Origin of the sequence: Solwaraspora sp. WMMD406, from assembly GCF_029626025.1 — a bacterium.
Classification (GTDB): domain Bacteria; phylum Actinomycetota; class Actinomycetes; order Mycobacteriales; family Micromonosporaceae; genus Micromonospora_E.
Genome location: NZ_JARUBF010000001.1, coordinates 2,258,333 through 2,284,436, shown reverse-complemented (window position 1 = coordinate 2,284,436; position 26,104 = coordinate 2,258,333). Strand labels below are relative to the sequence as shown.

Below are 26,104 nucleotides of genomic sequence, written 5' to 3'. Positions count from 1 at the left end.
ACGGTGGCCGCGCGACGCCGACGTGACGGTCGTTCGGGGTGACGCAGCCAACGTGACGGTCGCGGGTGATCGGATCGATTCTGGCGGGGGAAGATTACCGTGGAGTACCCGCGTCCAGTGCGGACTCGGGCAGACCGAGTTGCTGGGCCAGGTCGGCCAGTTCGGCTTCGAAGAGCACGCCGGCCTCGTCGCCGATGGTCCGGGTCAGCCCCATCGATTCCATGCAGACCACTCCGTACAGCCGTAGCCAGCACCGGGTGAAGGTCATGGCGGCGAGACTGTTCGGCAACGGCACCTCCAGCCGCTGCAGGAGTCGCTCGGCGAGCGCCTTCGTCGCGGCCGGGTGACGCTGGGGCTCGGCGGCGGGGATGTCGTACTCGTTCCACAGCTCGGCGAAGATGGCGCCGAAGAGCCCGCCAACCTGTCGACGGGCCTGGCTCACCAGAGCGTCGTCCTCCTCCGGCGGGATCGTGACGATCAGGGAGAGCTGGAACTCCCGGCAGTGCTCGACGGCCCAGTGACGCAACGCCCGACTGGCGACGATCAACCGGGCGGCGGTGTCACTCGGGTCGACCTGGCCGACTTCGGTGGAGATGTACTCGGTGAGCTCGTCCAATATGGCCACGATCACCGCGTCCATCAGGTCACGGTGACTACCGAAATAGCGGTAGACGCCGGGCGCCGTCATGCCCATCTCGCGGGCGACCGCGCGGATCGTCAGCGCCTCGGTCCCTTGGCTGTTCAGGATGTCACGGCTGACCGCGACAAGTTCCCGCAGCGTGGCATCCCTGACCCGCTGCCTGCGGGTCAGGGGAGGCGTCATCGCTCTCTCCACGGCTCGAGCCCTCCTTCCGGCGCGAACCTCGCCACGCGCGGGTCCAGCGGCGCGTGTCCGGTTCATGGAGTTTGTGTTGTCGGGTGTTAACTGTAGCGTCTATCGCTAGCGAACGCATCTGATCTAAGCTACTGTTACTTTCGATCGCGGAACTTGTCAGGGGGCAGGGAAGGTGAATGTGGTCAGCCTGAGCACCAGCTCAGAGACACCCTCGCACGACGATGCCACTCATCCGAACCACGTGCCGACCCCAGGACCAACCCTTCCCCACCATCCGGCGCTGCTCGTCGCGGCCTGCCAGGCCGGAGACCAAGCCGCCTGGCGCGAGCTGATCAGCACCTACTCCCCCGTGGTCTGGTCGGTCGCCCGGTCGTTCCGGCTGCGCACCACCGATTGCGAAGATGTCTGCCAGGCGACCTGGCTGCGGGTCGTGGAAAACCTCCACCGACTGCGCGAGCCCGGAAAACTGGCCCCATGGCTGGTGACCATCGCCCGCCGGGAGGCAATGAAGCAGGTGGAGCGGGAGCGCCGGCAGGTACCGATCGGCGACAACTCGCCCTTCGACGCCCAGCCGGACACCGCTGCGGTCGTGGAGGAGATCATTGTCAACCGCTCGGCGGACACCCGGCTGATGGCCGCCTACCGCAGCCTCGACAAGCAGCACCAGGCGCTACTGGCCATGCTCCTGCACGAGCCGGCGATGAGCTACGACGAGATCAGCGCTGCCCTGGGCATACCTCGCGGCTCCATCGGGCCGACCCGCAATCGCCTGCTGCGGCGGCTACGCGACAGCTTACGGCCGCAACTCGCTCTGGCCAGTTGACCCTGGCCGACGTCCCGATCGCGCCTTTCCAGTGAGCACGCCTTTCCAATAGGTGGACGCACATTCCAGCTAGCAGATGCCAGCGCTTGTCGCAGACGTCGACATCGCTTCTCATGCGCATCCCGGACCCAGGCGAATGAGCCACCATCCCATGATCAATGTGACGGCCGACACGCGAAGGCGTGTCGGCCGTCACATTGATCATGATAACTCATCTAAATTACTTCGCCCGTCATGTATCCAGAGCGTCGACCACCCTCTCTGTATGGAGGAAGTAGCCAGCGAAGGGAGGACGCGGGTGACCCCTCGAGTAGCAGTGGTCGGCGCCGGGATCGCGGGCATGGCCGCCGCATACCATCTGCGCGACGACGCTCGACTCACACTGTTCGAAGCCGACAGCAGACTCGGCGGACACGCCAACACCATCGAGGTCCAGGAAGGCGACCGGACTCTCGGTCTCGATACCGCCTTCATCGTCTACAACGAGGCTCACTACCCGATGCTCGCCAAGTTCTTCGGCGAACTGGGAGTGCAGACCCAGGACCACCCGGGACAGTTCTGCTTCTTCGACCTCGACCGGCAGCGCAGTTACGTGTCCGAAGACTTCGAGCTCACCGAGGAGCAGATCGGGCAGCGGTACGACGCGGACTTCGCCAGTCTGTGGCGGGAAGCGCGCCGCTTCCAGAGTGAAGCGCCGCGCGACTTCATCCGCCGCAAGGCCGACATCCCGCTCGGCGAGTACCTGGACCGTAACGGCTACAGCGCCGCGTTCCGGTACGGCTTCGTGGTGCTCATCGCCACCGCCGCGTGGTCGGTGCCGGCGGAGCGGATCTGGCAGATGCCGGCCAGCACGATCATCGCCTTCTTCTTCGCCCACGGGCACGAGGGCCTCGGTGGGCGGAGCGCTCCCTGGCGTACGGTCACCGGAGGCAGCATCAGCTACGTACGGCGAGTCGCCGAGACGTTCGCCCGGTCCGGAGTGGACGTACGGGTGAACGCCCCGGTCGGACAGGTCCGCACCGACGGCGACCAGGTCGTCGTATACGGCCCCGACGGGCCGGAGGGGTTCGACTACGTGGTGCTCGCCACCCATGCCGACGACGCGCTGGGCATGATCGTCGCACCGAGCCCGAGCCAGCAGCGACTCGCCCCGATCCGCTACCACGGCACCCGGGCGCTGCTGCACAGCGACGCGTCGGTGCTGCCGGCCGACCGGACGCGCTGGCGCAGCTGGAACTACGGGCGCGTCGGCGACGGCGAGGGACAGCAGTCCTGGGTGGTCTACTACCTCAACGACCTGCAGCACCTCGGCGCCGAGCGGGACTACTTCGTCACCCTCGACTGCCCGCTCGACGCCCGCGACGAACTCGTCATCCACGAAATGGCCTACCGGCACCCGATCCTCACCACGGAGGTCCGGTCTCTCCAGCGCGACATCCATTCGATCAACGCCGACGATTCGCGGATCAAATTCGCTGGATCGTACTTCCACTCCCGAAAGATGGGAATCGACATCATCGGCAGCCACGAGTCGGCATTCGACTCGGGCGTCGCCGCCGCCGAAGCTGTCCGACGCGCCGCCGGCATCGCCCCCTGAAAACCAGCGCACCAAAAGCCCCAACTGTTCATTCCATGAATCGAGCGTGAGCGGAGCACGGTCCGCCATGCCCCGATACGGTCCGAAGCGAGGAATACGATGACAGAACAGGTGACCATCCGCCCTGCCACCGTACTGACCGAGGACGAGGTACGCGACTGGCTGGTCGGAAAACTCGCGCACCGGCTGAGTGTGCCCGCCGACCGGGTGAACGTCGACCAGTACTTCGACGAATTCGACCTCGACTCCACCGAAGCCTTGGTGCTCTCCGGTGAACTGGAGAACTGGCTCGGATTCGAACTGGAAACCACCGCGCTGTGGTACCACCCGACCATCAACGAGCTCGCCGGCTATATCGTGGAAAAGCAGCGCGATGCGACGGCGTGACCGGCGGCCGCCGGAGGTGGTGACCCGGATCGGGAACGCCGGACCGCACGCACGAGCGGTGGTCCTGGTGCACCCGGGGGCGTTGCCGACCGCCGTCTACGCCGACCTCGCCGCCGCGCTCGCGCCCACGGCCGCGCTGCACGTGGTCAACCTCGAGCACGTACCGGAGTATTTCGAGGCGGCGTTGCACGGCGGTGCCCCGGCCACCTCTATCCCCTGGCTCGCCGAGCGGGTCGCCGACGAACTACGACGACGCGACCTGACCACCGGTCGGTGGTGTCTGGCCGGTTGGTCGTTCGGCGGAGTCGTGGCGCTGGAACTGGCCGGTCTACTCGGGCCGGCCGAACGTCCCGGTGCGCTACTCACGCTGGACAGCATCGCGCCGGTGCCGGAGTACACGGCACTCGACGGCGACCTCGACGACGCCACGGTGCTGCGCTGGTTCGCCATGTACCTCGGTGCCCGTCGGGGCGTCGAACTCCCACTGTCCGAAGTCGAACTCCCGGCGGCCGGACCGGCACCGGCCGACCGGGACAGCGGGCTGCGTACGGTGCTGGACCTGGCCCGCGCCCACGGGGCGGTCCGCGACGACACCACCCTGCCGGGGCTGCGCAAGGTGCTCGACACGTACCTGCAGGGGTTGGTTCGCAACAACCGGCTGGCGCAGGCGTACGAACCCCGGCGGGCGCCGGTGCCGGTGGTGCTGGTCCGGCCCGATCGAGGGCTGCTGGACGGGCCGGACCCGCTGGGGTGGGCGTCGCTGACCGACGACCTGACGGTGCTGGACTGCCCCGGCGACCACTACACGATGGTGCGGGACCGCACGGCCGTCGGGCGAATCGCCGGCGCGGCACGTGACCTGCTGGGCGAGGGTGCCGAACCGGCACGTGACCTGCCGGGCGAGGGTGCCGACCTAGCACCCGCCCGTGGCACCCACCCCGCCGACCAGCGGCCCGGCACCGACCACGAGACGACATCGACCAGATCGGAGCGTTTCATGGACAGCGACGACACCACCGCCCGCCGGATGGCGGACACCCCGATCGCGATCGTCGGGCTCGGCGCGCTCTTCCCCCGCTCGCGCGACCTGGGCGAGTTCTGGAGCAACGTGGTCGACGCCGCCGACTGCATCCAGGACGTACCGGAGACGCACTGGCGGATCGCCGACCACTACGACCCGGACCCGAGCGCGCCGGACAAGACGTACGCCAAGCGCGGCGGCTTCGTGCCGACGGTGCCGTTCAACCCGATGGAGTTCGGCCTGCCGCCCAACACCCTCGAAGTCACCGACGTCCTGCAACTGCTCAGCCTGGTGGTCGCCAAGCAGACCCTGGCCGACGCGGGCGCGCCGGACGCCCCGTGGTACCGCAAGGAGCGCACCGGCGTGGTGCTCGGTATCACCGGGGCCAACTCGCTGACCCAGCCACTGGCGACCCGGTTGCAGACGCCGGTGCTCAAAGAGGTCGTACGCAGCTGCGGGCTCAGCGAACGCGACGCCGAGGAGATCTCGGCGAAGTTCGTCAAGGCGTTCGCGCCGTGGGAGGAGCATTCCTTCCCCGGCATGCTGGGCAACGTCGTGGCCGGCCGGATCGCCAACCGGTTCGACTTCGGCGGCACCAACTGCACGGTGGACGCGGCCTGCGCCAGCTCGCTGGCGGCGGTGCATTCGGCGGCGGCGGAACTGATCTCCGGCCGGGCCGATCTGATGCTCACCGGCGGCTGCGACGCCGAGAACACCATCCTGATGTACCTGTGTTTCTCCAAGACCCCGGCGTTCTCCAAGGCCGGCGAGATCCGGCCGTTCGACGAGAACGCCGACGGCACCCTGATCGGCGAGGGCATCGGCATGCTGGCGCTCAAGCGGCTGGCCGACGCCGAACGCGACGGAGACCGGATCTACGCGGTGCTGCGCGGCATCGGCACCTCCAGCGACGGGCGGTTCAAGAGCATCTACGCCCCGCGCAAGGAGGGTCAGGTGGTCGCGCTGCGCCGGGCGTACGAGGACGCGGGTTTCGGCCCGGAGCAGGTCGGCCTGGTCGAGTGTCACGGCACCGGCACCGCCGTCGGTGACCTGACCGAGGTCAGTGCTCTCAAGGAGGTGTTCGCGGCGGTCACCGAGGACCGCGAGTTCGCCGCCGTGGGCAGCGTCAAGAGCCAGATCGGCCACACCAAGGCGGCGGCCGGTGCCGCCGGCATGATCAAGTCGTCGCTGGCGCTGTACCACAAGCTGCTGCCGCCGACGATCAACGTCGACAAGCCGCGCGAGGCGATGGGTTTCGACGACTCCCCGTTCTACGTCAACACCAAGACCCGGCCGTGGATCCTCGAACCGGAGCGGCCCCGCCGCCGGGCCGCAGTCTCCTCGTTCGGATTCGGCGGTACGAACTTCCACTGTGTCCTGGAGGAGCACGATCCGACCGGCTCCGGGCTGCGGGTGCTGCACCGTACCGCGCGGGTGTACCTCTGGCACGGTGCCGACCCGCAGGCGCTGCTGGCCCAGGTCGGCCAGCACCCGGACGGGTCCGGCGACGACGCGGTGGTGCCGGCCGGACACGCCCGGCTGGCCGTGGTCGCCCGCGACGACGCCGAACGCGACGAGTTGCGGGACAAGGCCTGCCGGCGGATCGCCGACGACCCGACCGTCGAGTCGTTCGACCTGCCCGGCGGGGCCTACTACCGTCGGGCGGCGGCGGACACCGGCAGGGTGGCCGCGCTCTTCGCCGGCCAGGGCAGCCAGTACGTGGCGATGGGTGCCGAGGCGGCGGTCGCGGTGCCGCCGGTACGGGCGGCCTTCGACGCCGCCGCAGCAGCCGGACACACCGCCGCCGCACACACCGAAGCCGTACGCGTCACCGGCGCCGAGGCGTTGGGCCGGGTGGTGTTCCCGCCGCTGGCTTTCGACGACGCCACCCGGCGCCGGCAGGAGGAGGTGTTGCGGCGCACCGACCACGCCCAGCCAGCGATCGGCGCGATCTCCACTGGCCAGTTCGCCTACCTGCGGGAACTCGGCTTCGCCGCCGAGGGAGCCCTCGGGCACAGCTTCGGCGAACTGACCGCGCTCTGGGCCGCCGGAAGCCTCACCGACGAACAGTTCCACACGCTGGCGAAGGCACGCGGCGTGGCGATGGCCACGCGCGACGGTGCCGACAGCGACGACCCGGGCACCATGGCGGCCGTCTCGGCCGACCGGCCGACGGTCGAGCGCCTGCTCGACAGCCACCCGGACGTCGTCGTCTGCAACATCAACGCACCGGACCAGCTGGTGGTCGGGGGCGGCACCGAGGCCGTCGGGAGGTTCGTCGAGTCCTGCACGGCGGCCGGGGTCGACGCGAGGGCCCTGCCGGTGGCCGCCGCCTTCCACACCCGCTACGTCGGTCACGCCGTGGACCGCTTCGGTGCCGCCGTCGCGCGGGTCACGGTGGGTCGGCCGGAGATCCCGGTCTACGCCAACACCGACGGCGCCGGTTACGGCGCCGACAGCGAGGCGAACGCCCAGGTCCTGGTGCGCCAGCTCGCCAACCCGGTCAGCTTCGCGCCCCGGGTCACGCAGATGTACGACGACGGCTTCCGGGTCTTCGTCGAGTTCGGCCCCAAGAAGGTCCTGGGTGGCCTGGTACGGCGAATCCTGGCCGACCACGCCGACGTGGTCGTGCTCGCCGCCGACGCCGGGCCGGGTCGCGACAGCGACCGCGCACTGAAGCAGCTCGCCGCCCGGCTGGCCGTCCTCGGCCTGCCGCTGACCGGTTTCAACCGCTACCAGGCGGTGGCCACCACGCCGCCGCGCACCGAGGGGATGACGATCGAGTTGAACGGTGTCAACTACGTACCGGAGGGGCGCCGCCGGGAATACCAAGAGGCGCTGCGCAACGGCTACCGGGTCGAGGGCGTTTCGACGTCCGCACCGGCCCCCGCCGCCCCCGCCGCCGCCGCTGTCGCCGCGAACGCAGCGGCCGACGGCCACAACGGCAACGGCCACAACGGCAACGGGCACGGCGGCCACAACGGCAACGGGCACGACACCAACGGGCACGCCGGCCACAACGGCAACGGCCACAACGGCAACGGCAACGGGTCCGTCATGCCGCATCAGCTGGTGCCGAACGTCGGCGCGATCGCCGCGAGCCACCTCGCGATGCACGGTGACTACCTGCACAACCAGCTGCGTCTGTCGGAACGGCTGACCAACCTGGTCGAGGAGGGCAGCCGGCGGCACGACGGGCCGGCCGACAACGTGATCGCCGGTATCACCGCGGTCGCCGAGCACAGCCTGGCCCTCGGACAGAGCCACGCCTCGGCCAGCGAGGTGCTGCGCAGCTTCGCGCAGCTGGAAACCGCGCTGATCGCCCCCGGCTCCGGCATCGACTACGCCCCGGTCGCCCACCCGACGGCGATGCCGGCGTACCAACCGCCGGCGATCGGCACCGGGCCGCAGCAGTACGCCTGGAACAACCCGGCGGGTACCGGCTACCCGCCGCAGGTGGACGCTCCGACCTACCCGCCGGAGACCGTCGAGCAGGCCGCGCCGGTCTCCCCCGCCGTGGCCCCGGTCTCGCCCGCGGTTGGCGCCCCGGCCCCGGCCGCCGCAGCCCCGGCCGCACCGGCCGCCGCAGCCCCGGCCGCCCCGGCCGCACCGGCCGCCGACACCACGGCGGCGATGGACGAGGCCACGGTCCGTACCACCTTGTTGACCATTGTCTCGGACAAGACCGGCTACCCGACCGACATGCTGGACCCGTCGATGGGCATCGAAGCCGACCTGGGCATCGACTCCATCAAGCGGGTGGAGATCATGGGCGCGCTGCGGGACTCCTTCCCCGGCTCGCCGTCGGCCAGCCCGGAACGCCTGGCCGAACTGCACACCCTCGACGACATCGTCCACTTCGTAGCGGGGGCGGCCGCCGAGGCGGAGGTGGTGACCAGCGGCCCAAAAGCTGAGCGCCTGCCCCGGATCGACCGGTGGCAGGCCAGCCTGACCCGGCTCCCGGTTCCCGACCAGCAGGAAAGGGCGTACCGGGACGACCCGGTGGCCCTGCTGGCCGGGGCCGGCGGCCCGCTCGCCGACGCGCTCGCCGACGCCCTGACCGCCGCCGGCTGGCGGACCGTCCACGCCGGTGAGGCGTACGACGACGGGTTGGACCTGGTGCTCTACCTGGCGCCGGAGCGGGCCGACGACACCGCCGCCGCCACGGCGGCCCTGCGGGAAGCCGCCCTGCTGGCCCGCGAGGTGCAGCGACCGTTGGAGCGGGTGGCCGAGACGTCCCGGGCGGCGTTCGTCACCGTGGCCCGGCTCGACGGCCGGCTCGGCGTACTCGCGTCGGACGGGACCGCCGAGGCGGCGGACCTGGCCACGGTCGCGCTGGGTGGCCTGTCCGGCCTGGTGAAGACGCTGGCCATCGAGGCACCGGCGGTGTATTGCCGGGCGGTCGACATCGCGGCCGCGCTGCCGGTGCCGCAGGTGGTCGAGCTGCTCCTGGCCGAGTTGCACGACGCCGGTACGTCCACGCGTGAGGTCGGGTACGACGACTACGGCGTCCGGTGGACCACCCGGTTGACCGCTGGTCCGGCGTACCCCGGCGGCGGTGAGCTCGCCCCGCCCGGACCGGAGGATCTGCTCGTCGTCACCGGCGGCGGACGCGGCGTCACCGCGGCCTGCGTCACCGACCTGGCCCGCAGGTACGGCGTCGGTCTGCTGCTGCTGGGCCGCACGCCGCTGGCCGACGAGCCGGCCTGGGCCCAAGGGGTGCCCCAGGAGCGGCTCAAGGCGGCGATCGTCCAGGCGTTGCGGGCCGACGGGGCCACTGTGACTCCGAAGGACGTCGAACGGCGCTACCAGGAGTTGACGGCGCAGCGGGAGATCCGCCGGACACTGGCGGAGGCATCGGCCGGCGGGGCGTCGGTGACCTATCTGCCGGCCGACGTGACCGACCCGGCGGCGCTGTATGCGGCGTTGGCCGAACACCGCGACCGGATCACCGGTCTGGTGCACGGCGCCGGCGTCCTGGCCGACCAGCTCATCGTCGACAAGCGGCCGGAGGACATCGACCGGGTGCTGGGCACGAAACTGACCGGTCTGACCGGGCTGCTGGCAGCGCTGGACACCAGCCGACTGCGGCACGTGGTCCTCTTCTCCTCGGTCGCCGGCTTCTTCGGCAACCGGGGGCAGTCGGACTACGCGATGGCCAACGAGGCGCTGAACCGGATCGCGTCGCGGCTGCGCGGGGCCCGGCCGGACGCCCGGATCACCTCGATCAACTGGGGTGCCTGGGCGGGCGGAATGGTCACCCCGGAACTGGCCCGCCTGTTCACCGAACGAGGGGTGGACCTGATTCCGCTGGACACCGGCGTACGGATGTTCACCGAGCAGTTCGGCACCGCCCACTCGGCCGACCTGGTCACCGTCATCGGGCCGGACGAGCCACTGTCGAAGGCCGAGCCCCGGCCGCTGCCGGTCGACGGGGTACGGGTGACCCGCGAGTTGGCCGGGCTGCGCGACGAGGCGGTGCTGACCGACCACCGGATCGACGACCACCCGGTGCTGCCGGCGACGGTGGCGTTGGGCGGGATCCTGGCCACCGCCGCCGCCGTGACCGGGGTGCCGGCCGTCGGCGCACGGGACTTCTCCGTCCTCAAGGGCGTCGTTCTGGATTCCGGGCAACCGGAGCGGCTGCGCTTCCTGGTCACCCCGGACGGCTCCGGCACCCGCGTCGACGTGCGGGACGACGCCGGCCGGCCCCGATACCGGGCGGTCGTCGAGACGGCGGGCCTCGGCCCGACGCCCCGGCTGACCGGCCTGCCCGGCGTCGACGCCGGGGAGCAGACCACCGCGTACGCCGACGGCACCCTGTTCCACGGCGAGACGCTGCGCGGTCTGCGTCGGGTCCTCGACCCGGGCCGGCGGATGGTCCTGCTGGCCGAGTTGCCGGACACCCCGCTCGCCGACGGTGCCTGGAGCGCCGACCACTATGACCCGGCCCTGGCCGACCTGCTGCTGCAGGCGGTGCTGGTCTGGGTCCGCCGACACACCGGTCAGGCGAGCCTGCCGACGGGTGTCGGCCGGGCCGAACTGTTCGCGCCGATGCCCACCGGGGAGCCGTTCCTGATCGTGGTCGACGAGGTCACCGTCGACGCCCCGACGGTGCGCTGCACGGTCAGCGCGTGCGGCACCGACGGTACGGTCCTGGTCCGCTTCACCGGAATCCAGGCGATCGTCCGGGACACCGGCGACGCACGGTCCACATCCCACGCACGCTGACCCACCCTGCGGATGGAGAGTCATGTCCACGCCAGAGCATGTCGCGGGGACCAGCACCGGTCAGGAACCCGTAGCGATCGTCGGGATCTCCTGCCTGCTGCCCGGCGCGGAAACACCCGAGCAGTTCTGGGCCAACCTGCGGTCCGGGGCGGATCTGCGTCGCCCCGGTGGCCGCGAGGTGTTCGGCACGGACGCCACCGTTCCCGGTGGATGGGGTGACCCGGAGCATCGGGTCACCGCCACCCGGGGCGGGTTCGTCACCGAGCCGACCATCGACCTGACCGGCCTGCGGATCCCGGCGGAGACGCTGGACCGGCTGGACAAGGTGGTCCGCTGGCCGTTGCACACCGCCCGCCGGGCGCTGGCCGACGCCGGTATCGGCGTGGACTCGCCGGTCCTGGCCCGTACCGGTCTCGTCCTGGGCAACTACGCGTTCCCCACCGAGTCGTCGGTCCGGGCCTGCGTGCCGCTGGTACGCCGGGCGGTGACCGCCGGGCTGCGGCAGGCGGGTCTGGGGCTGTCGGAGTCGGGGCCGCAGGCGGCACTGGGGCTGTCGGAGTCGGAGCCGGTCGAGACGGCCGGCGCCGACCCGGCGGACCTGTGGCCGTTCGGCCTGCCGGCCACCGTGATCGCCCAGGCGCTCGGCCTCGGCGGCGGTCGGCTGACTCTGGACGCGGCCTGCTCCTCCGCGTTGTACGCGTTGGCCCTGGCCCGGGGCTACCTCGCCACGGGCCAGGCCGACGTGATGCTGGCCGGGGCGGTCTGTGCCCCGGACCCGCTGCTGATCCACCTGTCCTTCTCGGACCTGCAGGCCTTTCCGGCCAACGGGACGAGCCAGCCCTTCGACGGCCGGTCGGCGGGCATCGTCACCGGTCAGGGTGCCGGGATCTTCGTCCTGAAGCGGCTCGCCGACGCCCGCCGCGACGGCGACACGATCCACGCCGTACTCGGTCCGATCGGGCTGAGCAACGACGGGGCGGGCGGGCATCTGCTCACCCCACGCAAGGACGGGCAGATCGCCGCGTACCGCCGCGCCTACCTGGACGGCGGCATCGATCCACGGCAGGTCGACTACATCGAATGTCACGCCACCGGCACCCCGCTCGGCGACGCGACCGAGCTACGCGGGGTGGCCGAGTTCTTCGCCGAGCGCGGCGGGGTGCCGCCGCTGGGGTCGGTCAAGGGCAACGTGGGGCATCTGCTCACCGTCGCCGGCTTCACCAGCATGCTCAAGGCGATCCTCGCGCTGCGGCACGGGGTCCTTCCGACAACGCCCGGGGTGGAGCAGCCGCTGCGGCCCGCCGACGCGCTCGCCGCCGCCGACCAGGTGGTCCGGACCGAACGCCCGTGGCCGGCCCCGCGCACCGACCGGGATCCGGCGCACCGGGTGGCGGCGGTCTCCGCGTTCGGCTTCGGCGGCACCAACGCGCACGCCATCCTGACCACCGACGCCGCCAGCGACGCGGTGCTGACCCCCGACGACCCGGTAGCCGAGCGGTGCCCGGCCGGCGGCACCGCCGAGCGAAACCCGGACAGCGGCGCCGCCGAGCGGGCCGCGGCCGGCGTGACGTCCGGCACCGGGCGGCTCGCCCTGATCGGGCTGGGGCTGCGGGCCGGGCCGGCGACCGACCTGGCGGACTGGGCGGTCACCGCCCGCACCGGCACCCCGGCGCTGGTCGACCGTCCGGAACACCGCTGGTACGGGCTCTCGGAGGCCGCCGCGACGAGCTCCGGTGCCGCCGCGACGAGCCTCGAGCACGCCGATCGGGGCGGGTACGCCGAGACGATCGACGTCGACGCGCGGACCTACCGGATCCCGCCGGGGGAACTCGACTTCGCCAACCCGCAGCACCTGCTGCTCTTCGAGGCGGCCGAGCAGGCCCTGCACGACGCCGGTTACGACCCGCCGCCGGCCGGCGTCCGGGCCGAGGACCTGCCGCAGCGACGGGTCGCGGTGGTCATCGCGATGGAGATGGAGCCGCGTACCCACACCCACCGGGCCCGCTTCGACATCGGTGCCCACGTCCGCGCGGAGTGCGCGCGGGCCGGGCTCGACGTCGACGAGGAGACGCTGACCCGGCTGGAGAACGCGGTGCGCGCCGGGGTGCACGACCCGATCGGCGCCAACGAGGTGCTCAGCTACATCGGCAACATCATGGCCAGCCGGATCTCCTCCTCCCGCAACCTGACCGGGCCGTCGTTCACCGTCGCGGCCGACGCCACCTCCGGTGCCCGCGCCCTGGAGGTCGCTCAGTTGCTGCTGCGCGACCCGTCCGTGGAGGCGGTCCTGGTCGGCGGGGTCGACCTGGCCGGGGGGGTCGAGAACGTACTCACCCGGGCCGCGCTGGCCGCCGCCGGGGCGACCGCACCGCCGGTGCCGGGTGACAGCGCCGCGGTGGTCGTGGTCGCCCGACCCGAGGACACCGCTGGTCGCCGGGTCTACGCCACCGTGGAGTCGGTGGCGGTGGCCAGCGACCCGGCCGGTGCCGGTGCCGCCGTGGCGGCGGCGAGCAGCGCCGGGCTGGCCGCCGCCGGCCGCGACGTCGCGGAGGTGGACTACCTGGAGCTCGCCTCGGCACCGGCCGGCGACGTCCTGGCCGACCTGGCGGCGGCGTGGCAGGCCGGGGCAGACGACGACGGCTGCCTGATCGGCGGGGCCGCCGCCCTGGTCGGGGAGACCCAGCAGGCCTCGGTGCTGACCGCGCTGGTCAACACGGCCTACTGGCTGCACCGGGCCGAGCTGCCGGCCACCCCGGTGCCGCTGCGCGAAGCGCTGACCGGGTTGCCGACCACACGGCCGGAGGCGACCACGCGGCCGGAGGCGACCACCCGGCTGGAGGTGTCGACCGAGGCGATGCCGTGGCTGCGGCGCCGCCGGGACACCCCACGGATCGCCACGGTCGCGGCCTGGGACACTCGACCGTTGGCCGGTGCCAACACCGCCGCCCAGCTGGTCGTGGCCGGCGCCGACACCGTCGGCACGCAGGTCGAGGTCGACTGGCCGGCCGCCACCGGGCACCTGTTGCTGGCGATCAGCGCCGACGACGCGGCTGCCATGACCGACCAGGTACGGCGGTACCGGGCCGAGCTGGAGCAGGGCCGCGACCCGTGGGACCTGATCCGGGCAGCGGCACCGGACAGCGGCAGCCGACGCTACACGGCGGTGCTGGTCGCCGCCGACGGCGAGCGGCTCCGTCGGGAGCTCGACGCCGCCGAGCGGGACCTGCCGGGCGTGTTCGCCGACGGCGGCGAGTGGGCCACACCGGCGGGAAGCTTCTGCACCGGCCGGCCGATCGGCCCGGACGGGCGGGTGGCGTTCGTCTACCCCGGCGCGTTCACCAGCTACCCGGGCGTGGACCGGGATCTGTTCCGGCTCTTCCCCGGCCTGCTGGACCGTTTCGAGGCCGAAGCGGACCGGCCCCGGGACCGGTTCAAGCACCGCTGGCTCTACCCGCGCGGCGCGCAGCCGGTGGGTCGGCGGGACCTGATGCGCCACGAGGAACGACTGATCGACGAGATCCCGGTCCTGCTGGCCGCCGGCACCAACACGGCGGTGCTGCGTACCCAGCTGCTGCGCGACGTGCTCGGCGTCGCCCCGCACGGCGGGTTCGGCTACAGCCTCGGTGAGAGCAGCATGCTGTTCGCGATGGACGTCTGGTCCGCCGCCACCCGCGACGACGCGAAGCTGGCGGCCACGCCGCTGTTCCGGGATCGGCTGCGCGGCCCCAAGCACCTGGTTCGCGACACCTGGTCGCTGTCGGCCGACACCCCCGACGGCGAGGTCTGGGCCAGCTACGTCCTGCTCGCCGGCGAGCAGGAGGTACGGGCGGGCATGGCCGGCCTGGACCGGGTCTTCCTCACCCACGTCAACACGCCCCGCGAGGTCGTGGTCGGCGGCGACCCGGCCCAGGTCAAGGAACTGATCCGGCGGGTCGGCTGCCAGGCGGCCAAGGCACCGGCCAACCACGTGATGCACTGCCCGGTGGTCGACCCGGGACTGGCCGAGTTGGCCGAGCTGAACCGGTACGTCGCCGGTGCCGCCGACCCCGGTCTGGAGTTGCTGTCCGCGTACGACAACGACGTCGTCGACCCGACCGACCTGGAGATGATCGCCCAGCGGATCGCCTGGACGCTGCGCAGCACCATCGACTTCGCCCAGCTGACCCGGACCGCGTACGACCGGGGTTTCCGCTTCTTCGTCGAGGTGGGTCCCGGTGCCACCTGCACCCGCTGGATCAGCGAGACCCTCGCCGACCAGCCGCACGTGGCGGTCTCGGTGGACCGCCGGGGCCAGCCGGTGGCCGCCGCGCTCGCCCAGGCGCTGGCCCGGCTGGTCAGTCACGGTCTGCCGGTCGACCTGACCCGACTGGTGGGCGGTGCCGGACTGGTGGGCGGTGCCGCCGGCGGTCGCCGTCTGGTGCGCACCGTCGCCTGCGGCGGTGAGTCGATCGTCGCGCGGGTCGCCGGGCGGGCCGCCGACGTGCTCGAACGGCAGGCCACCGACGTGCTCCAACGGCAGGCCGCCGAGACCCGCGAACGAATCGAGCGCGAGACGTCCACCGTCGTCGCGCACGCCCCCGAGGTGGTGCCCCCCGCCATGACCGATCCCACTGTGCACTGGCCCGAAGAGATCATCACCGTCGACGGCGAGCCGTTCGTCTTCCTGCCCGCGACGGCCGCGACACCCGCGCTGACCGGCGCGTCGTCCGCCGCGTCACCGGCGCTGAGCGACGGTGACGCCAATCGACCCGTACGCCGGGTGCACCCGGCGCGGACCGGTCCGCACCGGCTGCATTCACGCTGGTCGGCCGGGCAGCTCCAGCGCCCGACGCAGAGCCCGGTGGCGGCCGTGGCCGCACTGGCCAACCGGGTCGCCGAAGCGCACCGGGCGGCGTTGCGGGCCCACCACGCGGTCCTCGACAACGCCGTCACCCAGCTGGAGCTCTCGACCGGCGGCGCGACCGTCGCCACCCGTACGGGCAGCGGCGCTCTGCCCCCGACCGGTGGCGCGCCCTCGGCCGGCGGGGGCACCCCGCCACCGGCCGGCGGTACTCCCCCGCCGGGTGGTGCCCGTCCGATCTGGGACGAGGCCGACCTGCTGGAGTTCGCCTCCGGCCAGGTGGCCAAGGTCTTCGGCCCGGCGTACGCGGAGATCGACAGCTACCCGGTGCGGACCCGGCTGCCCGAGCCGCCGTACCTGTTCGTCAGCCGGGTCACCCGGCTCGACGGTCGGCGGGGAGTCTTCGAACCGTCGACGATCACCACCGAGTACGACGTGCCGGCCGGCTCCTGGTACAGCGTGGACGGTCTGGTGCCGTGCGCGGTCACCATCGAGGCCGGGCAGTGCGACCTGCTGCTGATCAGCTACCTCGGGATCGACCTGCACCACAAGGGTGAGCGGGTCTACCGGCTGCTGGACAGCACCCTGGTCTTCCACGGCCCGCTGCCCCGCGAGGGGCAGACCCTGCGCTACGACATCTCGATCAACCGGTTCGTCTGGAACGATGACGCACTGCTGTTCTTCTTCAGCTACAAGTGCTACGCCGACGGCGAGCTGATCCTGGAACTGCTCGACGCCTGCGCCGGCTACTTCAACCGTACGGAGTTGACCAACTCCCTCGGGGTGGTCGAGTCCGACGCCGACCGCAAGCGCCGCGCCGGGTTGAAACGGACCTGGTTCAAGCCACTGGCGCGTACCGGGCGCACCTCGCTTGGCACCCGGGACCTGGAGCTGCTGACCGAGGGCCGCCGCGCCGAGGTCTTCGGCCCGGCCTGGGACCAGGGCGACGCGAACCGGTCGCTGCGGCTGCCCACCGCGATGCTGCGCATGATCGACGAGATCCCCCGGATCGACCGGCTCGGCGGACCGTGCGGGCTCGGTGAGCTGACCGCGATCAAGCGCCTCGTTCCGGACGGCTGGTACTTCACCTGCCACTTCCCCGGTGACCCGGTGCTCGCCGGTTCGCTGGTCGCCGAAGGCGGCGTGCAGCTGCTGCAGACGTACGCGATGTACCTGGGGATGCATCTGGTCCTGCCGGACGCCGAGTTCCAGTCGGTGCCGGGTCTCAAGACCGAGGTCAAGGTACGGGGACAGATCACCCCGGAGACCACCGAGATCCGCTACCACGCGGAGATCATCGAATTGACACTGCTGCCCCGGCCGACGGTGATCGCCGACCTGACCGTCTACGTCGGCGACAAGCCGATGGTGGCGATGCGCAACTTCGGGGTGCAGATCCGGGAGAAGCCGGGTACCCCGTACCGGCCGGGTCCCGGCGGGGTGCCGGAGTTCCTCGGCCGGCGCGACGCCCTCGGCGAGACCGCGTTCATCAACGAGCTGCACCTGGCGCACGCCGCAAAGGGCGACCTGGGCACCGCGATGGGCCCGGAGTTCGACATCTACGCCGACCGGCGGGCACCGCACATCCCCAACGGCGACTTCCAGTTCGTCGACCGGATCATGTCGCTCAAGGGCACCCGGGGCGTGCTCAAGCCGGGCGCCGAGATGGTCACCGAGTACGACTCGCCGCCGGAGGCGTGGTACTACGCCGACAGCCCGACCGGCAACATGCCGAACTGCGTGCTGATGGAGACCTCGCTGCAGGCGGCGATCCTCTGCGGCTACTACCTGGGCGCGACGCTGGCCAACCCGGACGACGAGTTCGCCATCCGCAACCTGGACGGCAAGGCCACCCTGGTCAAGGACGTCGACCTGGCCGGTAAGACGATCCGGCAGCACACCACGATGCTGTCCAGCCAGGCGGTCACCGGCGCCACCTTGCAGAACTTCCGCTACGAACTGGCCGCCGACGGCGAGGTCTTCTACGTCGGCGAGTCGATGTTCGGCTACTTCACCGACGCGGCGCTGGCCAACCAGGTGGGGCTGGACGCCGGCCGCTTCCTTCCGCCCTGGTTGGCGGAGCAGGCCGACCTGGACCCGGACCGGGTCCGGCGGCTGCCGGTACGCGGTGACGCGCGCTGGCGTACCCCGCACCCGCGCAGCGGGCTGCGGCTCGGCGGCGGACACCTGGACCTGGTCGACGAGGTCACGCTGGTGACCGACGGCGGCCGGTACGGCAAGGGTTACCTGCTCGGCACCCGGACGATCGATCCGGCCGACTGGTACTTCACCTGTCACTTCCACCGGGACCCGGTGATGCCCGGCTCGCTCGGAGTGGAGTCGGTGATCCAGGGCCTGCAAACGTACGTGATCGAAGCCGGACTCGCCGACGACGTCCCGGACGCCCGGTTCGCCTCCCCGGTGGACGTACCGATGGGCTGGAAGTACCGGGGCCAGATCCTGCGTCCCGACGAGGAGATGACGTTCGACCTGCACGTCAAGGAGATCCGCCGGGAGGCCGACCGGCTGCTGGTCGTCGCGGACGCCAGCGTCTGGAAGCCGGGTCTGCGCATCTACGAGTTGACCGATGTCGCCGTCGAGGTTCGGTCCGGTGCCGCCGCCGGCCGGGGAGAGTGAGAACGCCATGACCGTCACCGTCCAGCCGACCACCACGGTCCAGCCGACCACCACGGTCCAGCCGACCACCACGGTCCAGCCGACCGTTCCCGCCACCACCACCGGGGCGGCCGGGACCGGGCCAGCCGGACCGGTGCACGTCGTACCCGGGCCGGTGCACGTCGACCCCGCCGGGATCCGGGCCGCCCTGGCCCGGCTCGACGAGCCGGTCTTCGTGGTCCGCGCCGGCAGCGGGATCGGCGTGACCAACCAGCAGCCCACCTCGGCCACGTCGGTGCTCGCCGCCGTCGGCCCTTTGCCGCCGGAGCGTCTCGGGGACGCCGGGTTCCGGGCCCGACACGGCCTGCGCTACGCCTACATGGGCGGCGCGATGGCCGGCGGGATCGCCTCCGAGGACCTGGTCATCGAGCTCGCCCGGGCCGGCTACCTCGGCTCCTTCGGCGCCGCCGGGCTGCTGCCGGAACGCATCGACCGGGCGCTGCGGCGCTTCCGCACCGAGATCGGGCAGCTGCCGTACGCGGTGAACCTGATCCACGCCCCCAGTGAGGAACGGCTCGAACACGCCGGGGTGGACCTGTTCCTCACCCACGGGGTGCGCTGCGTGGAGGCGTCGGCGTTCATGGACCTCACCCCGCACATCGTCCGGTACCGCGTCGCCGGCCTCGGCCGGGACCCGCAGGGTCGGGTCGTGGTCGGCAACCGGGTCATCGCCAAGGTGTCCCGTCCGGAGGTCGCCGCGAAGTTCCTCGACGCCGCCCCCGCGTCGATGGTCGCCGACCTGCTGGCCCGGGGGGCGATCACCGCCGAGCAGGCGGAGCTGGCCCGGCTGGTGCCGATGGCCGACGACATCACGGTCGAGGGCGACTCCGGCGGACACACCGACCGCCGACCGCTGATCGCCCTCTTCCCGGTCATCGCCGCCCTGCGCGAACAGGCCCAGCGCCGGCTCGGCTACCCGGTGCGGGTCGGGGCGGCCGGCGGGCTGGGCACGCCGGCCTCGATCGCCGCCGCGTACGGGCTCGGCGCCGACTACGTGGCGATCGGCTCGGTGCACCAGGCGTGCGTCGAGTCGGGCACCTCCGACGCGGTCCGCACGATGCTCGCCGCCGCCGGGGTGGCCGACTGCGACATGGCCCCGGCGGCCGACATGTTCGAACTCGGCGTGGACCTGCAGGTGCTGCGCAAGGGAACGCTGTTCCCGATGCGGGCCCGTCGCCTCTACGAGCTGTACAAGCTCTACGACGGCATCGAGGCGCTTCCCGCGCAGGAACGTACCCGGCTGGAGACCCAGGTCTTCCGCCGGTCGCTGGACGACGTCTGGTCCGACGTGCGGGAGTACTTCGCCCGCCGGGACCCGGATCAGTTGGAGCGGGCCGGCCGGGAGCCGCGCCGCAAGATGGCGCTGGTCTTCCGCTGGTACCTCGGGATGGCGTCGCGCTGGGCCAGCGTCGGCCAGGCCGACCGGGCACCGGACTTCCAGGTGTGGTGCGGGCCGGCGATGGGCGCCTTCAACGAGTGGGTGGCCGGCACCGACCTCGCCGAACCGGGCAACCGCCGGGTGGCCCGGGTGGCGGGAGAGCTGATGCGCGGGGCGGCGTTCACCAGCCGCGTGCAGCAGCTGACGCTGGCCGGGATCCGGCTGCCGGTGTCGGTGCGCGCGTACCAGCCGGGGAGTGTGTCGTGACCAGCGTGTTGGCGGCCGGGCCGCTGACCCGGTTCGCGGCGGCGGCCGAACTGGACCGGTCGCTCGGCGACCCCGTCGACGAGCGCAACCCGTACGGTTTCCACGCGGCGCTGACCCGCGACGAAGCCGCCGCGTTTCCCGCCGCGCTGGCCGACGCCGTCGGCCCGGCGCTGCGCCGGTCGTACGTGCCGGTGGCCGACGGCGGCACGCTGCGCGCCGCCGACGAAACCCTGATGACGGTACGGGTGGCCGCCCGGCGGGACCTGACGGTGATGCCGGCGACGATGTTCAGCATCACCGCCGCCACCTGCGTCCTGCTCGCCGGTGACGCCGACCAGCGGGCCCGGGTGGTGGAGCTGCTGGAACGCGGCGGCGCGATCGGTTTCGCCACGACCGAGGCGGAACACGGCAGTGATCTGCTGGCCAACGGCTGCCGGCTGGAGCCGGACGGGGCCGGCGGCTACCGGCTCTGGGGAGCCAAGTGGCTGGTCGGGCTCGGTGAGCGCGCGGAGGCGCTGCTGGTCTGCGCCCGTACCGGGGGCCGGGGTCCGGGGGCGTTCACCCTGGTGCTGGTGGAAGGGCCGCTGGTCGCCGCCGGCCGTACCGAGGTCCGGCCGAGCAGTGGGATGCGCGGCATCGGCCTGACCGGCTTCGACTTCGCCGGCACCCCGGTCCCGGCGCACGCCCTGGTGGGGCGGGTCGGACGCGGTCTGGACGTGGCGATGCGGGCCATGCAGTACGTACGGGTGATGAGCACCGGGGCGAGCCTGGCCGCCGCCGACTCGGCGCTGCGCTGGGCGCTGGACTTCGCCGCCAGCCACCGGGTGGCCGACCAGCCGATGTCGGGCCTGGCGCACACCCGCCGGCAGCTCGCCACCGCCGCCACCACGCTGCTGGCGATGGAGGCCGGCGCGCTCGGCGCGGCGCGGGCGCTGCACCTGGCACCGCAGGCGCAGGGCCTGTGGTCCAGTGTGGTCAAGCAGGTCTGCACGGACGGCTCGGCGGACGTCTTCGGCCGCTGTGGCGACCTGCTCGGCACCCACGCCCTGCTCCGCGAGGGTTTCGCGGCGGCCTTCGACACCTTCCGTCGGGACAACGCGGTGGTCCGGCACATCGACACCGGGCCGGTGGCGAACCTGCGGCTGGTCGCCACCGCGCTGACCCAGTGGGCGCTGACCGGCCAACCCGGCTCCAGTCTAGACACAGCTGGGTTGTTCGACCTGTCGACGACGCCGCCGCCGGCCCGGCTCGACGCGTTGGCGGTGGCCAGCCGCAGCGACCCGGTCACCGGCGGACTGCCGCTGGTCGCCGACCGGGTCCGCGCCGAACTGCGCGGCGGCGGCCCGCTCGCCGACGCCGCCGCGCAGGCCGTCGCCCGGCTGCGCACCGCGCTGACCAGTCACCTGGGCCGGATCGGTGGGCTGCTGGAGCGGCGCCGGGGCGGGGCCGCACCGGATCTGCTGGAGGAGGCGGAACGGTTCTGCTTCCTGCACGCCGCGGCGAGCTGCGTACACCTGTGGTGGGCCAACCGCCGACAGCCGCTGCTGGCCGGCGACGCCGCCGACCCGGCCTGGCTGGCCGCGACGGTCAGCGTCCTGCTGGCCCGGGCCGAGGGCGGCGTCTGGCGGCTGCCGGCCGACCTGGTGGAACCGATGTACCGGTCGCTGGACCGGTTGCACGCCGACGGGCGGCTGTTGTCCGTGACCGCGCTGCCGTTGGCCGAACACGACCGTGCCGACACGAGAAAGGGGCGCGTCCCGTGAGCGTCAAGAACCAGATCGCGGTCGCCGAAGAGCTGGAACGCTATCTCGGGGACCCCCACGATCCGTCGAACCAGATGTCCTTCGCCAGGGTGCTGGGCTTCGACGAACGCGAGGAGTTCCCGCACGAGCTGGTCGGTCTGCTGCAGCGCTGGCAGCTCCACGAGTACTGCCTACCGGCCGAGTACGGCGGCCGGGCCGGCGACGTCCAGGTCGGTTTCAACCTGCTGCGGCTGGTGGCGCGCCGCGACCCGACCACGGCGACCGCGCTGATGCTGACCGATCTGGCGTTCATGCCGGCCTGGGTCGCCGGCACGGACGAGCAGAAGCGGTACTTCGTCGACGCTGTGAACCACGGCACCCGGATGGCGTGGGGGTTGTCCGAGCGGGAACACGGCAGCGACGTGCTCAGCAACGAGATGCGTGCCGAACGAGTCGACGGCGGATATCTGCTGACCGGTGAGAAATGGCTGATCGGCAACGCCACCATCGCCGACGTGGTGAGCGTGCAGGCCCGTACCAGTGAACGGGGCGGGCCGGGCGGCTGGTCCATCTTCGCGGTGGAGAAGCGCAAGGCCCCGGCCGGCGCGGTGGTGGAGCTGCCCAACGAACGGCTGCACGGGCTGCGGGCGCTGGACATGAGCGGCATCCGGTTGGACAAGCTCTTCGTCCCCGACTCGGCCCGGCTCGGCGCCGAGGGCCAGGGCCTGGAGCTGGCGCTCAAGAGCGCCCAGGTGGCCCGGACGACGATCAGCAGCATGGCGCTCGGCGCGGTGGACACCGCGATGCGGGTGACCCTGGACTTCGTCACCGAACGAGTCATCTTCGGGGAGAAGGTCATCGACGTGCCGTACACCCGGCGTCAGCTCGCCGAGTGCTTCGCGGACATGATCGTCGCCGACTGCGTCAGCGCCGGCGCGGTCCGGGGGTTGCAGGCCAACCCCGGGCAGACCAGCGTCTTCTCCTCGGTGGTCAAGTACTACGTGCCGACGTCGCTGGAACGGATGATGGCCCAGCTGTCGGTGGTCCTCGGCGCCCGACTCTACCTGCGCGGGCACCCGCACTACGGCATCTACCAGAAAATGCTGCGGGACATGCTGGTGGCGATCTTCGCCGACGGCAACACGGTGGTGAACCTGAAGAACATCGCCCTGCAGCTGGAGGGCATCCTCACAACGGTACGGGGCCCGGTCTCCGCCGACGCCACCGCCCGGATCGAGCTGCAGTACGACCTGGACGGTGAGCTGCCCCGGTGGCGGCCCGAACGGCAGCAGCTGTTCAGCCGGGGCGGCGACGACACCGTACTGCTGCTGCCGGACTCGGTCCGGCTGCTGCGCGCGCAGGCCGAGGCCCGCCCCGACCAGCGACAGCGAGACTGGATGTTCCGGGCCGCCGACGTGGCCGAGGCACTGTACGAGCAGCTGGAGCGGATCGACTCCGAGGTGGCCCGGCTGCGCGCCGAACACGGGCGGGGCTTCGCCGGTACGGCGGAACTGTTCCGGCTGGCCGAGCAGTACTGCGCGATCCACGCCGCCGCCGCGACGGTGCACCTGTTCACCCGCTCGGCCGGGGTGCTGGCCGAGCCGTTCCCGGACGGCGCGCTGCTGCTGATGTGCCTGGACCGGGCGTGGCGGCGGTTCGACCCGGTCCGGCCGGCCACCGACGCCGCAGTGGTCGACCGGGTGGTGGAGATCCTGCGGGGACTGCACGACGAGCGTCGGCTCTTCTCGTTCTGGCAGTTCCAGCTCCGCGCCTCCGGTGAACGGCGATGAGTGTCCTCACCGCCGGGCCCGCACCGGACACCGCCGAGGGGGTGCCCGACCTGGTCGGGGCGCAGGTCTGGCTGTTAGCCGAGTCGGCGGTGCCCCGGCTGGCTGCGGACGTACCGCCGGCGGAGGTGCTGTCCGCCGACGAGCTGGCGCGCATCGGCCGGCTGGCCACGCCGGGGGCGCGCCGCCGCCGGCTCGGCGGCCGGCTGATGAGCCGGCTGCTGCTGGCCCGGCACGCCGGGGTGCGTCCCGGCGCGCTCTCGTTCGTCACCGGCCCGTACGGCCGCCCGGAACTGTCGCCCAACCCGTGGGGGCTGCGGTTCAACGTCTCGCACACCGGGGGACTGATCGCCTGCGTGGTCACCCGGGGAGTGCCCTGCGGTGTCGACGTACAGGGTCCGCTGCGTCCGGAGACGCTGCCGGGTCTGCGGTCGGCCCTGACCGAGCGGGAACAGGCCCGGCTGGCCGACCTGGACCCGCACGACCAGGCGTCGGCCATCGTGGACGTCTGGGCGGTGAAGGAGGCCTACACCAAGGCGATCGGGGTCGGCCTGCACTACGGCTTCGGCCGCTTCGAGGTCCACGGCGCGCCGGGCGGACCCGTCGCGGTGCACGATCCACGGCTACCCGTGACCCGGGGACGCCGCTGGCAGTTCCATCTTGAGCGTCTGGACACCGGCCACACCCTGGCCGTCGCCGTCCGCCGGCCCGCGCCGGTCCCCTACCCGCTGTCTGTGCGACACCTCCCGGAAGGAGTCATCCGATGAGCCCACGTCGTGGTCTCGCGGTCACCATCGTGGCCAGTTCCATCCCCATGTTCCTGGTGGCCCTCAACAATCTGGTGGTCACCAACGCGCTGCCAGAGATGGGCAAAGATCTCGGGGCCGGTCTCAACGAGCTGCAATGGGTGGTGAACGCGTACGTCCTGGCCTTCGCCGGCCTGCAGCTGTCGGCGGCGGCGCTCGGTGACCGGCTCGGCCGGCGGCGGGTGTTCGTCGGCGGCATCCTGGTCTTCGTGGCTGCGTCGGCGGCCTGTGCCCTGGCCGAGACGACCGAACTGCTGATCGCCGCCCGGGTGGTGCAGGGGGTCGGCGCGGCGGCGGTCTTCCCGCTGTCGTTGACGCTGCTCGCCGCCGGGGTGCCGCGCGCCAAGCGCAACCTGGCCGTCGGGCTGTGGGGCGCCGTCGCCGGCACCGCCGTGGCGATCGGCCCGCTGGTCGGCGGGGCGGTCACCGAAGGCCTCAACTGGCAGTGGGTGTTCTGGGTCAACGTGCCGATCGGGCTGGCCGCGATCGGGCTGGCCTACTGGGCGCTCGGCGAGGGCCGGGGCACCGGCAAAGGGCTGGACCTGTTGGGCATGCTGCTCGGTGGCGGTGCGGTGACCGTCGCGGTGTGGGCGATCGTCGAGGCCGAGGGGCGCGGCTGGACCAGCCCCGAGGTCCTGGGCGCGTTCGGCGCGGCGGCGGTGCTGCTGATCGGATTCGTGGCCTGGGAACGGCGTACCCCCGATCCGCTCCTGCCGTTGACCTTCTACCGCAGTCGGCCGTTCGTGCTGAGCAACCTGGTGTCGCTGACGATGTACTTCGGTGTCTTCGGTTCGATCTTCCTGCTGGTGCAGTATCTGCAGGGACCGCTGGGCTTCTCGCCGCTGGAGGCGGGGGTACGGACGCTGCCCTGGACCCTGATGCCGATGTTCCTCGCCCCGGTGGCCGGGGTGCTGACCAGCCGGGTCGGTGGCGGGCCGCTGATGGCCGTCGGACTCGCGCTGCAGGCGATCGGGCTGTTCTGGATCGGCGCACTGGCCGACCCGGGCCGCGAGTACGTGGCCCTGATCCCGGCGATGGTGGTCGCCGGAACCGGCATGGGGCTCACTTTCGCCCCCAACTCGGCCACGGTGCTGGGCGCGGTGCACGACGACGAGCACGGTAAGGCGTCCGGGGCCAACAGCACGATCCGGGAAGTCGGTGGCGCGCTCGGCATCGCCGTACTTGCCACGGTGTTCCTGCAGTCCGGCGGCGTGGTGGGCCCGGATCCGACCGCCGGTCCGGACGCCTTCTTCGACGGTCTGGTCCCGGCCCTGTACGTGGGCGCCACCGTGGTGGCGGCCGGTGCCCTGGCCGGGGCGCTGATCCGCCGGCCGAGGCGGGTCGCGGACTCGACCGCGGGCGCGGCCGACGCCCCGGTGCCGGCACCGGACCCGGGTACGGCGCCCGTCGCGTCGGTCGACGCGGGTGGCGCGTCGGGCGACGCGGGCGACGCGGGTGGCGCGTCGGACGGCTCCGGGGCCGGTTCCGGGGCCGGTTCCGCCTCGCGGGACGCCGACCCGGCTCGGGTGTGACGTCGACGGTGGGTGCCGGGTCCGGCCGGGCCGTGCCGGGCCTGGCATGCCCGCCCGCCCCGGCACGGCCCGGCACCCACCGAGAATTCGGGGTACGTGTTCGACCACGCGTCTCCGAGCGGCTGGTCCGTAGCCTGCGAAGATCACCGTACGCATCGGTGACCAGCAGTTGAGCAGCGCTT

Annotated in this window: 11 protein-coding genes; 10 read left to right on the top strand and 1 reads right to left on the bottom strand. The window is 72.2% G+C overall.

Annotation, left to right across the window (positions count from 1 at the left end; genetic code table 11):
• Positions 1-94: 94 nt before the first annotated feature.
• Complete coding sequence (locus tag O7632_RS10465; protein WP_278113551.1) at positions 95-823, bottom strand: TetR/AcrR family transcriptional regulator; 729 nt, start codon at positions 821-823, stop codon at positions 95-97.
• Positions 824-1,076: 253 nt separating this feature from the next.
• Here O7632_RS10465 and O7632_RS10460 point away from each other — a divergent pair, with 253 nt between their 5' ends.
• The 10 genes from O7632_RS10460 (at position 1,077) to O7632_RS10415 (ending at position 25,922) form a co-directional block, all read left to right on the top strand.
• Positions 1,077-1,658 (top strand): sigma-70 family RNA polymerase sigma factor, encoded by a 582-nt coding sequence (locus O7632_RS10460; RefSeq protein WP_278113549.1) that lies wholly within the window; start codon positions 1,077-1,079, stop codon positions 1,656-1,658.
• A 298-nt stretch (positions 1,659-1,956) separates the two neighbouring features.
• Positions 1,957-3,255, top strand: coding sequence for an FAD-dependent oxidoreductase (locus O7632_RS10455; RefSeq protein ID WP_278113547.1), 1,299 nt, complete (start codon positions 1,957-1,959; stop codon positions 3,253-3,255).
• Between the two features lie 99 nt (positions 3,256-3,354).
• Entirely contained in the window at positions 3,355-3,642 is a 288-nt protein-coding gene (locus O7632_RS10450) for an acyl carrier protein (protein WP_278113545.1), read from the top strand.
• Positions 3,629-10,894, top strand: coding sequence for a type I polyketide synthase (locus O7632_RS10445; RefSeq protein ID WP_278113544.1), 7,266 nt, complete (start codon positions 3,629-3,631; stop codon positions 10,892-10,894). The genes O7632_RS10450 and O7632_RS10445 overlap by 14 nt, the downstream gene beginning before the upstream one ends.
• Positions 10,895-10,916: 22 nt before the next feature.
• On the top strand, positions 10,917-18,371 hold the full coding sequence (locus O7632_RS10440) for a beta-ketoacyl synthase N-terminal-like domain-containing protein (RefSeq protein ID WP_278113542.1): 7,455 nt from the start codon (positions 10,917-10,919) through the stop codon (positions 18,369-18,371).
• A 7-nt stretch (positions 18,372-18,378) separates the two neighbouring features.
• Positions 18,379-20,055 (top strand): PfaD family polyunsaturated fatty acid/polyketide biosynthesis protein, encoded by a 1,677-nt coding sequence (locus O7632_RS10435; protein ID WP_278113541.1) that lies wholly within the window; start codon positions 18,379-18,381, stop codon positions 20,053-20,055.
• Entirely contained in the window at positions 20,052-21,818 is a 1,767-nt protein-coding gene (locus tag O7632_RS10430) for an acyl-CoA dehydrogenase family protein (protein ID WP_278113539.1), read from the top strand. Before O7632_RS10435 ends, O7632_RS10430 begins: the two co-directional genes overlap by 4 nt.
• Entirely contained in the window at positions 21,815-23,587 is a 1,773-nt protein-coding gene (locus O7632_RS10425) for an acyl-CoA dehydrogenase family protein (RefSeq protein WP_278113537.1), read from the top strand. Before O7632_RS10430 ends, O7632_RS10425 begins: the two co-directional genes overlap by 4 nt.
• The gene (locus O7632_RS10420) at positions 23,584-24,351 is read left to right on the top strand and encodes a 4'-phosphopantetheinyl transferase superfamily protein (RefSeq protein ID WP_278113534.1); all 768 of its coding nucleotides are present in this window, start codon (positions 23,584-23,586) and stop codon (positions 24,349-24,351) included. Before O7632_RS10425 ends, O7632_RS10420 begins: the two co-directional genes overlap by 4 nt.
• A complete protein-coding gene (locus O7632_RS10415) occupies positions 24,348-25,922 on the top strand; it encodes an MFS transporter (protein ID WP_278113532.1) in 1,575 nt (524 codons plus the stop codon). The genes O7632_RS10420 and O7632_RS10415 overlap by 4 nt, the downstream gene beginning before the upstream one ends.
• Positions 25,923-26,104: the final 182 nt, after the last annotated feature.

Coding starts and splice junctions, on each gene's coding strand:
- O7632_RS10465 (WP_278113551.1), bottom strand. CDS start 823: ATGACGCCTCCCCTGACCCGCAGGCAGCGGGTCAGGGATGCCACGCTG.
- O7632_RS10415 (WP_278113532.1), top strand. CDS start 24,348: ATGAGCCCACGTCGTGGTCTCGCGGTCACCATCGTGGCCAGTTCCATC.
- O7632_RS10420 (WP_278113534.1), top strand. CDS start 23,584: ATGAGTGTCCTCACCGCCGGGCCCGCACCGGACACCGCCGAGGGGGTG.
- O7632_RS10445 (WP_278113544.1), top strand. CDS start 3,629: ATGCGACGGCGTGACCGGCGGCCGCCGGAGGTGGTGACCCGGATCGGG.
- O7632_RS10450 (WP_278113545.1), top strand. CDS start 3,355: ATGACAGAACAGGTGACCATCCGCCCTGCCACCGTACTGACCGAGGAC.
- O7632_RS10435 (WP_278113541.1), top strand. CDS start 18,379: ATGACCGTCACCGTCCAGCCGACCACCACGGTCCAGCCGACCACCACG.
- O7632_RS10440 (WP_278113542.1), top strand. CDS start 10,917: ATGTCCACGCCAGAGCATGTCGCGGGGACCAGCACCGGTCAGGAACCC.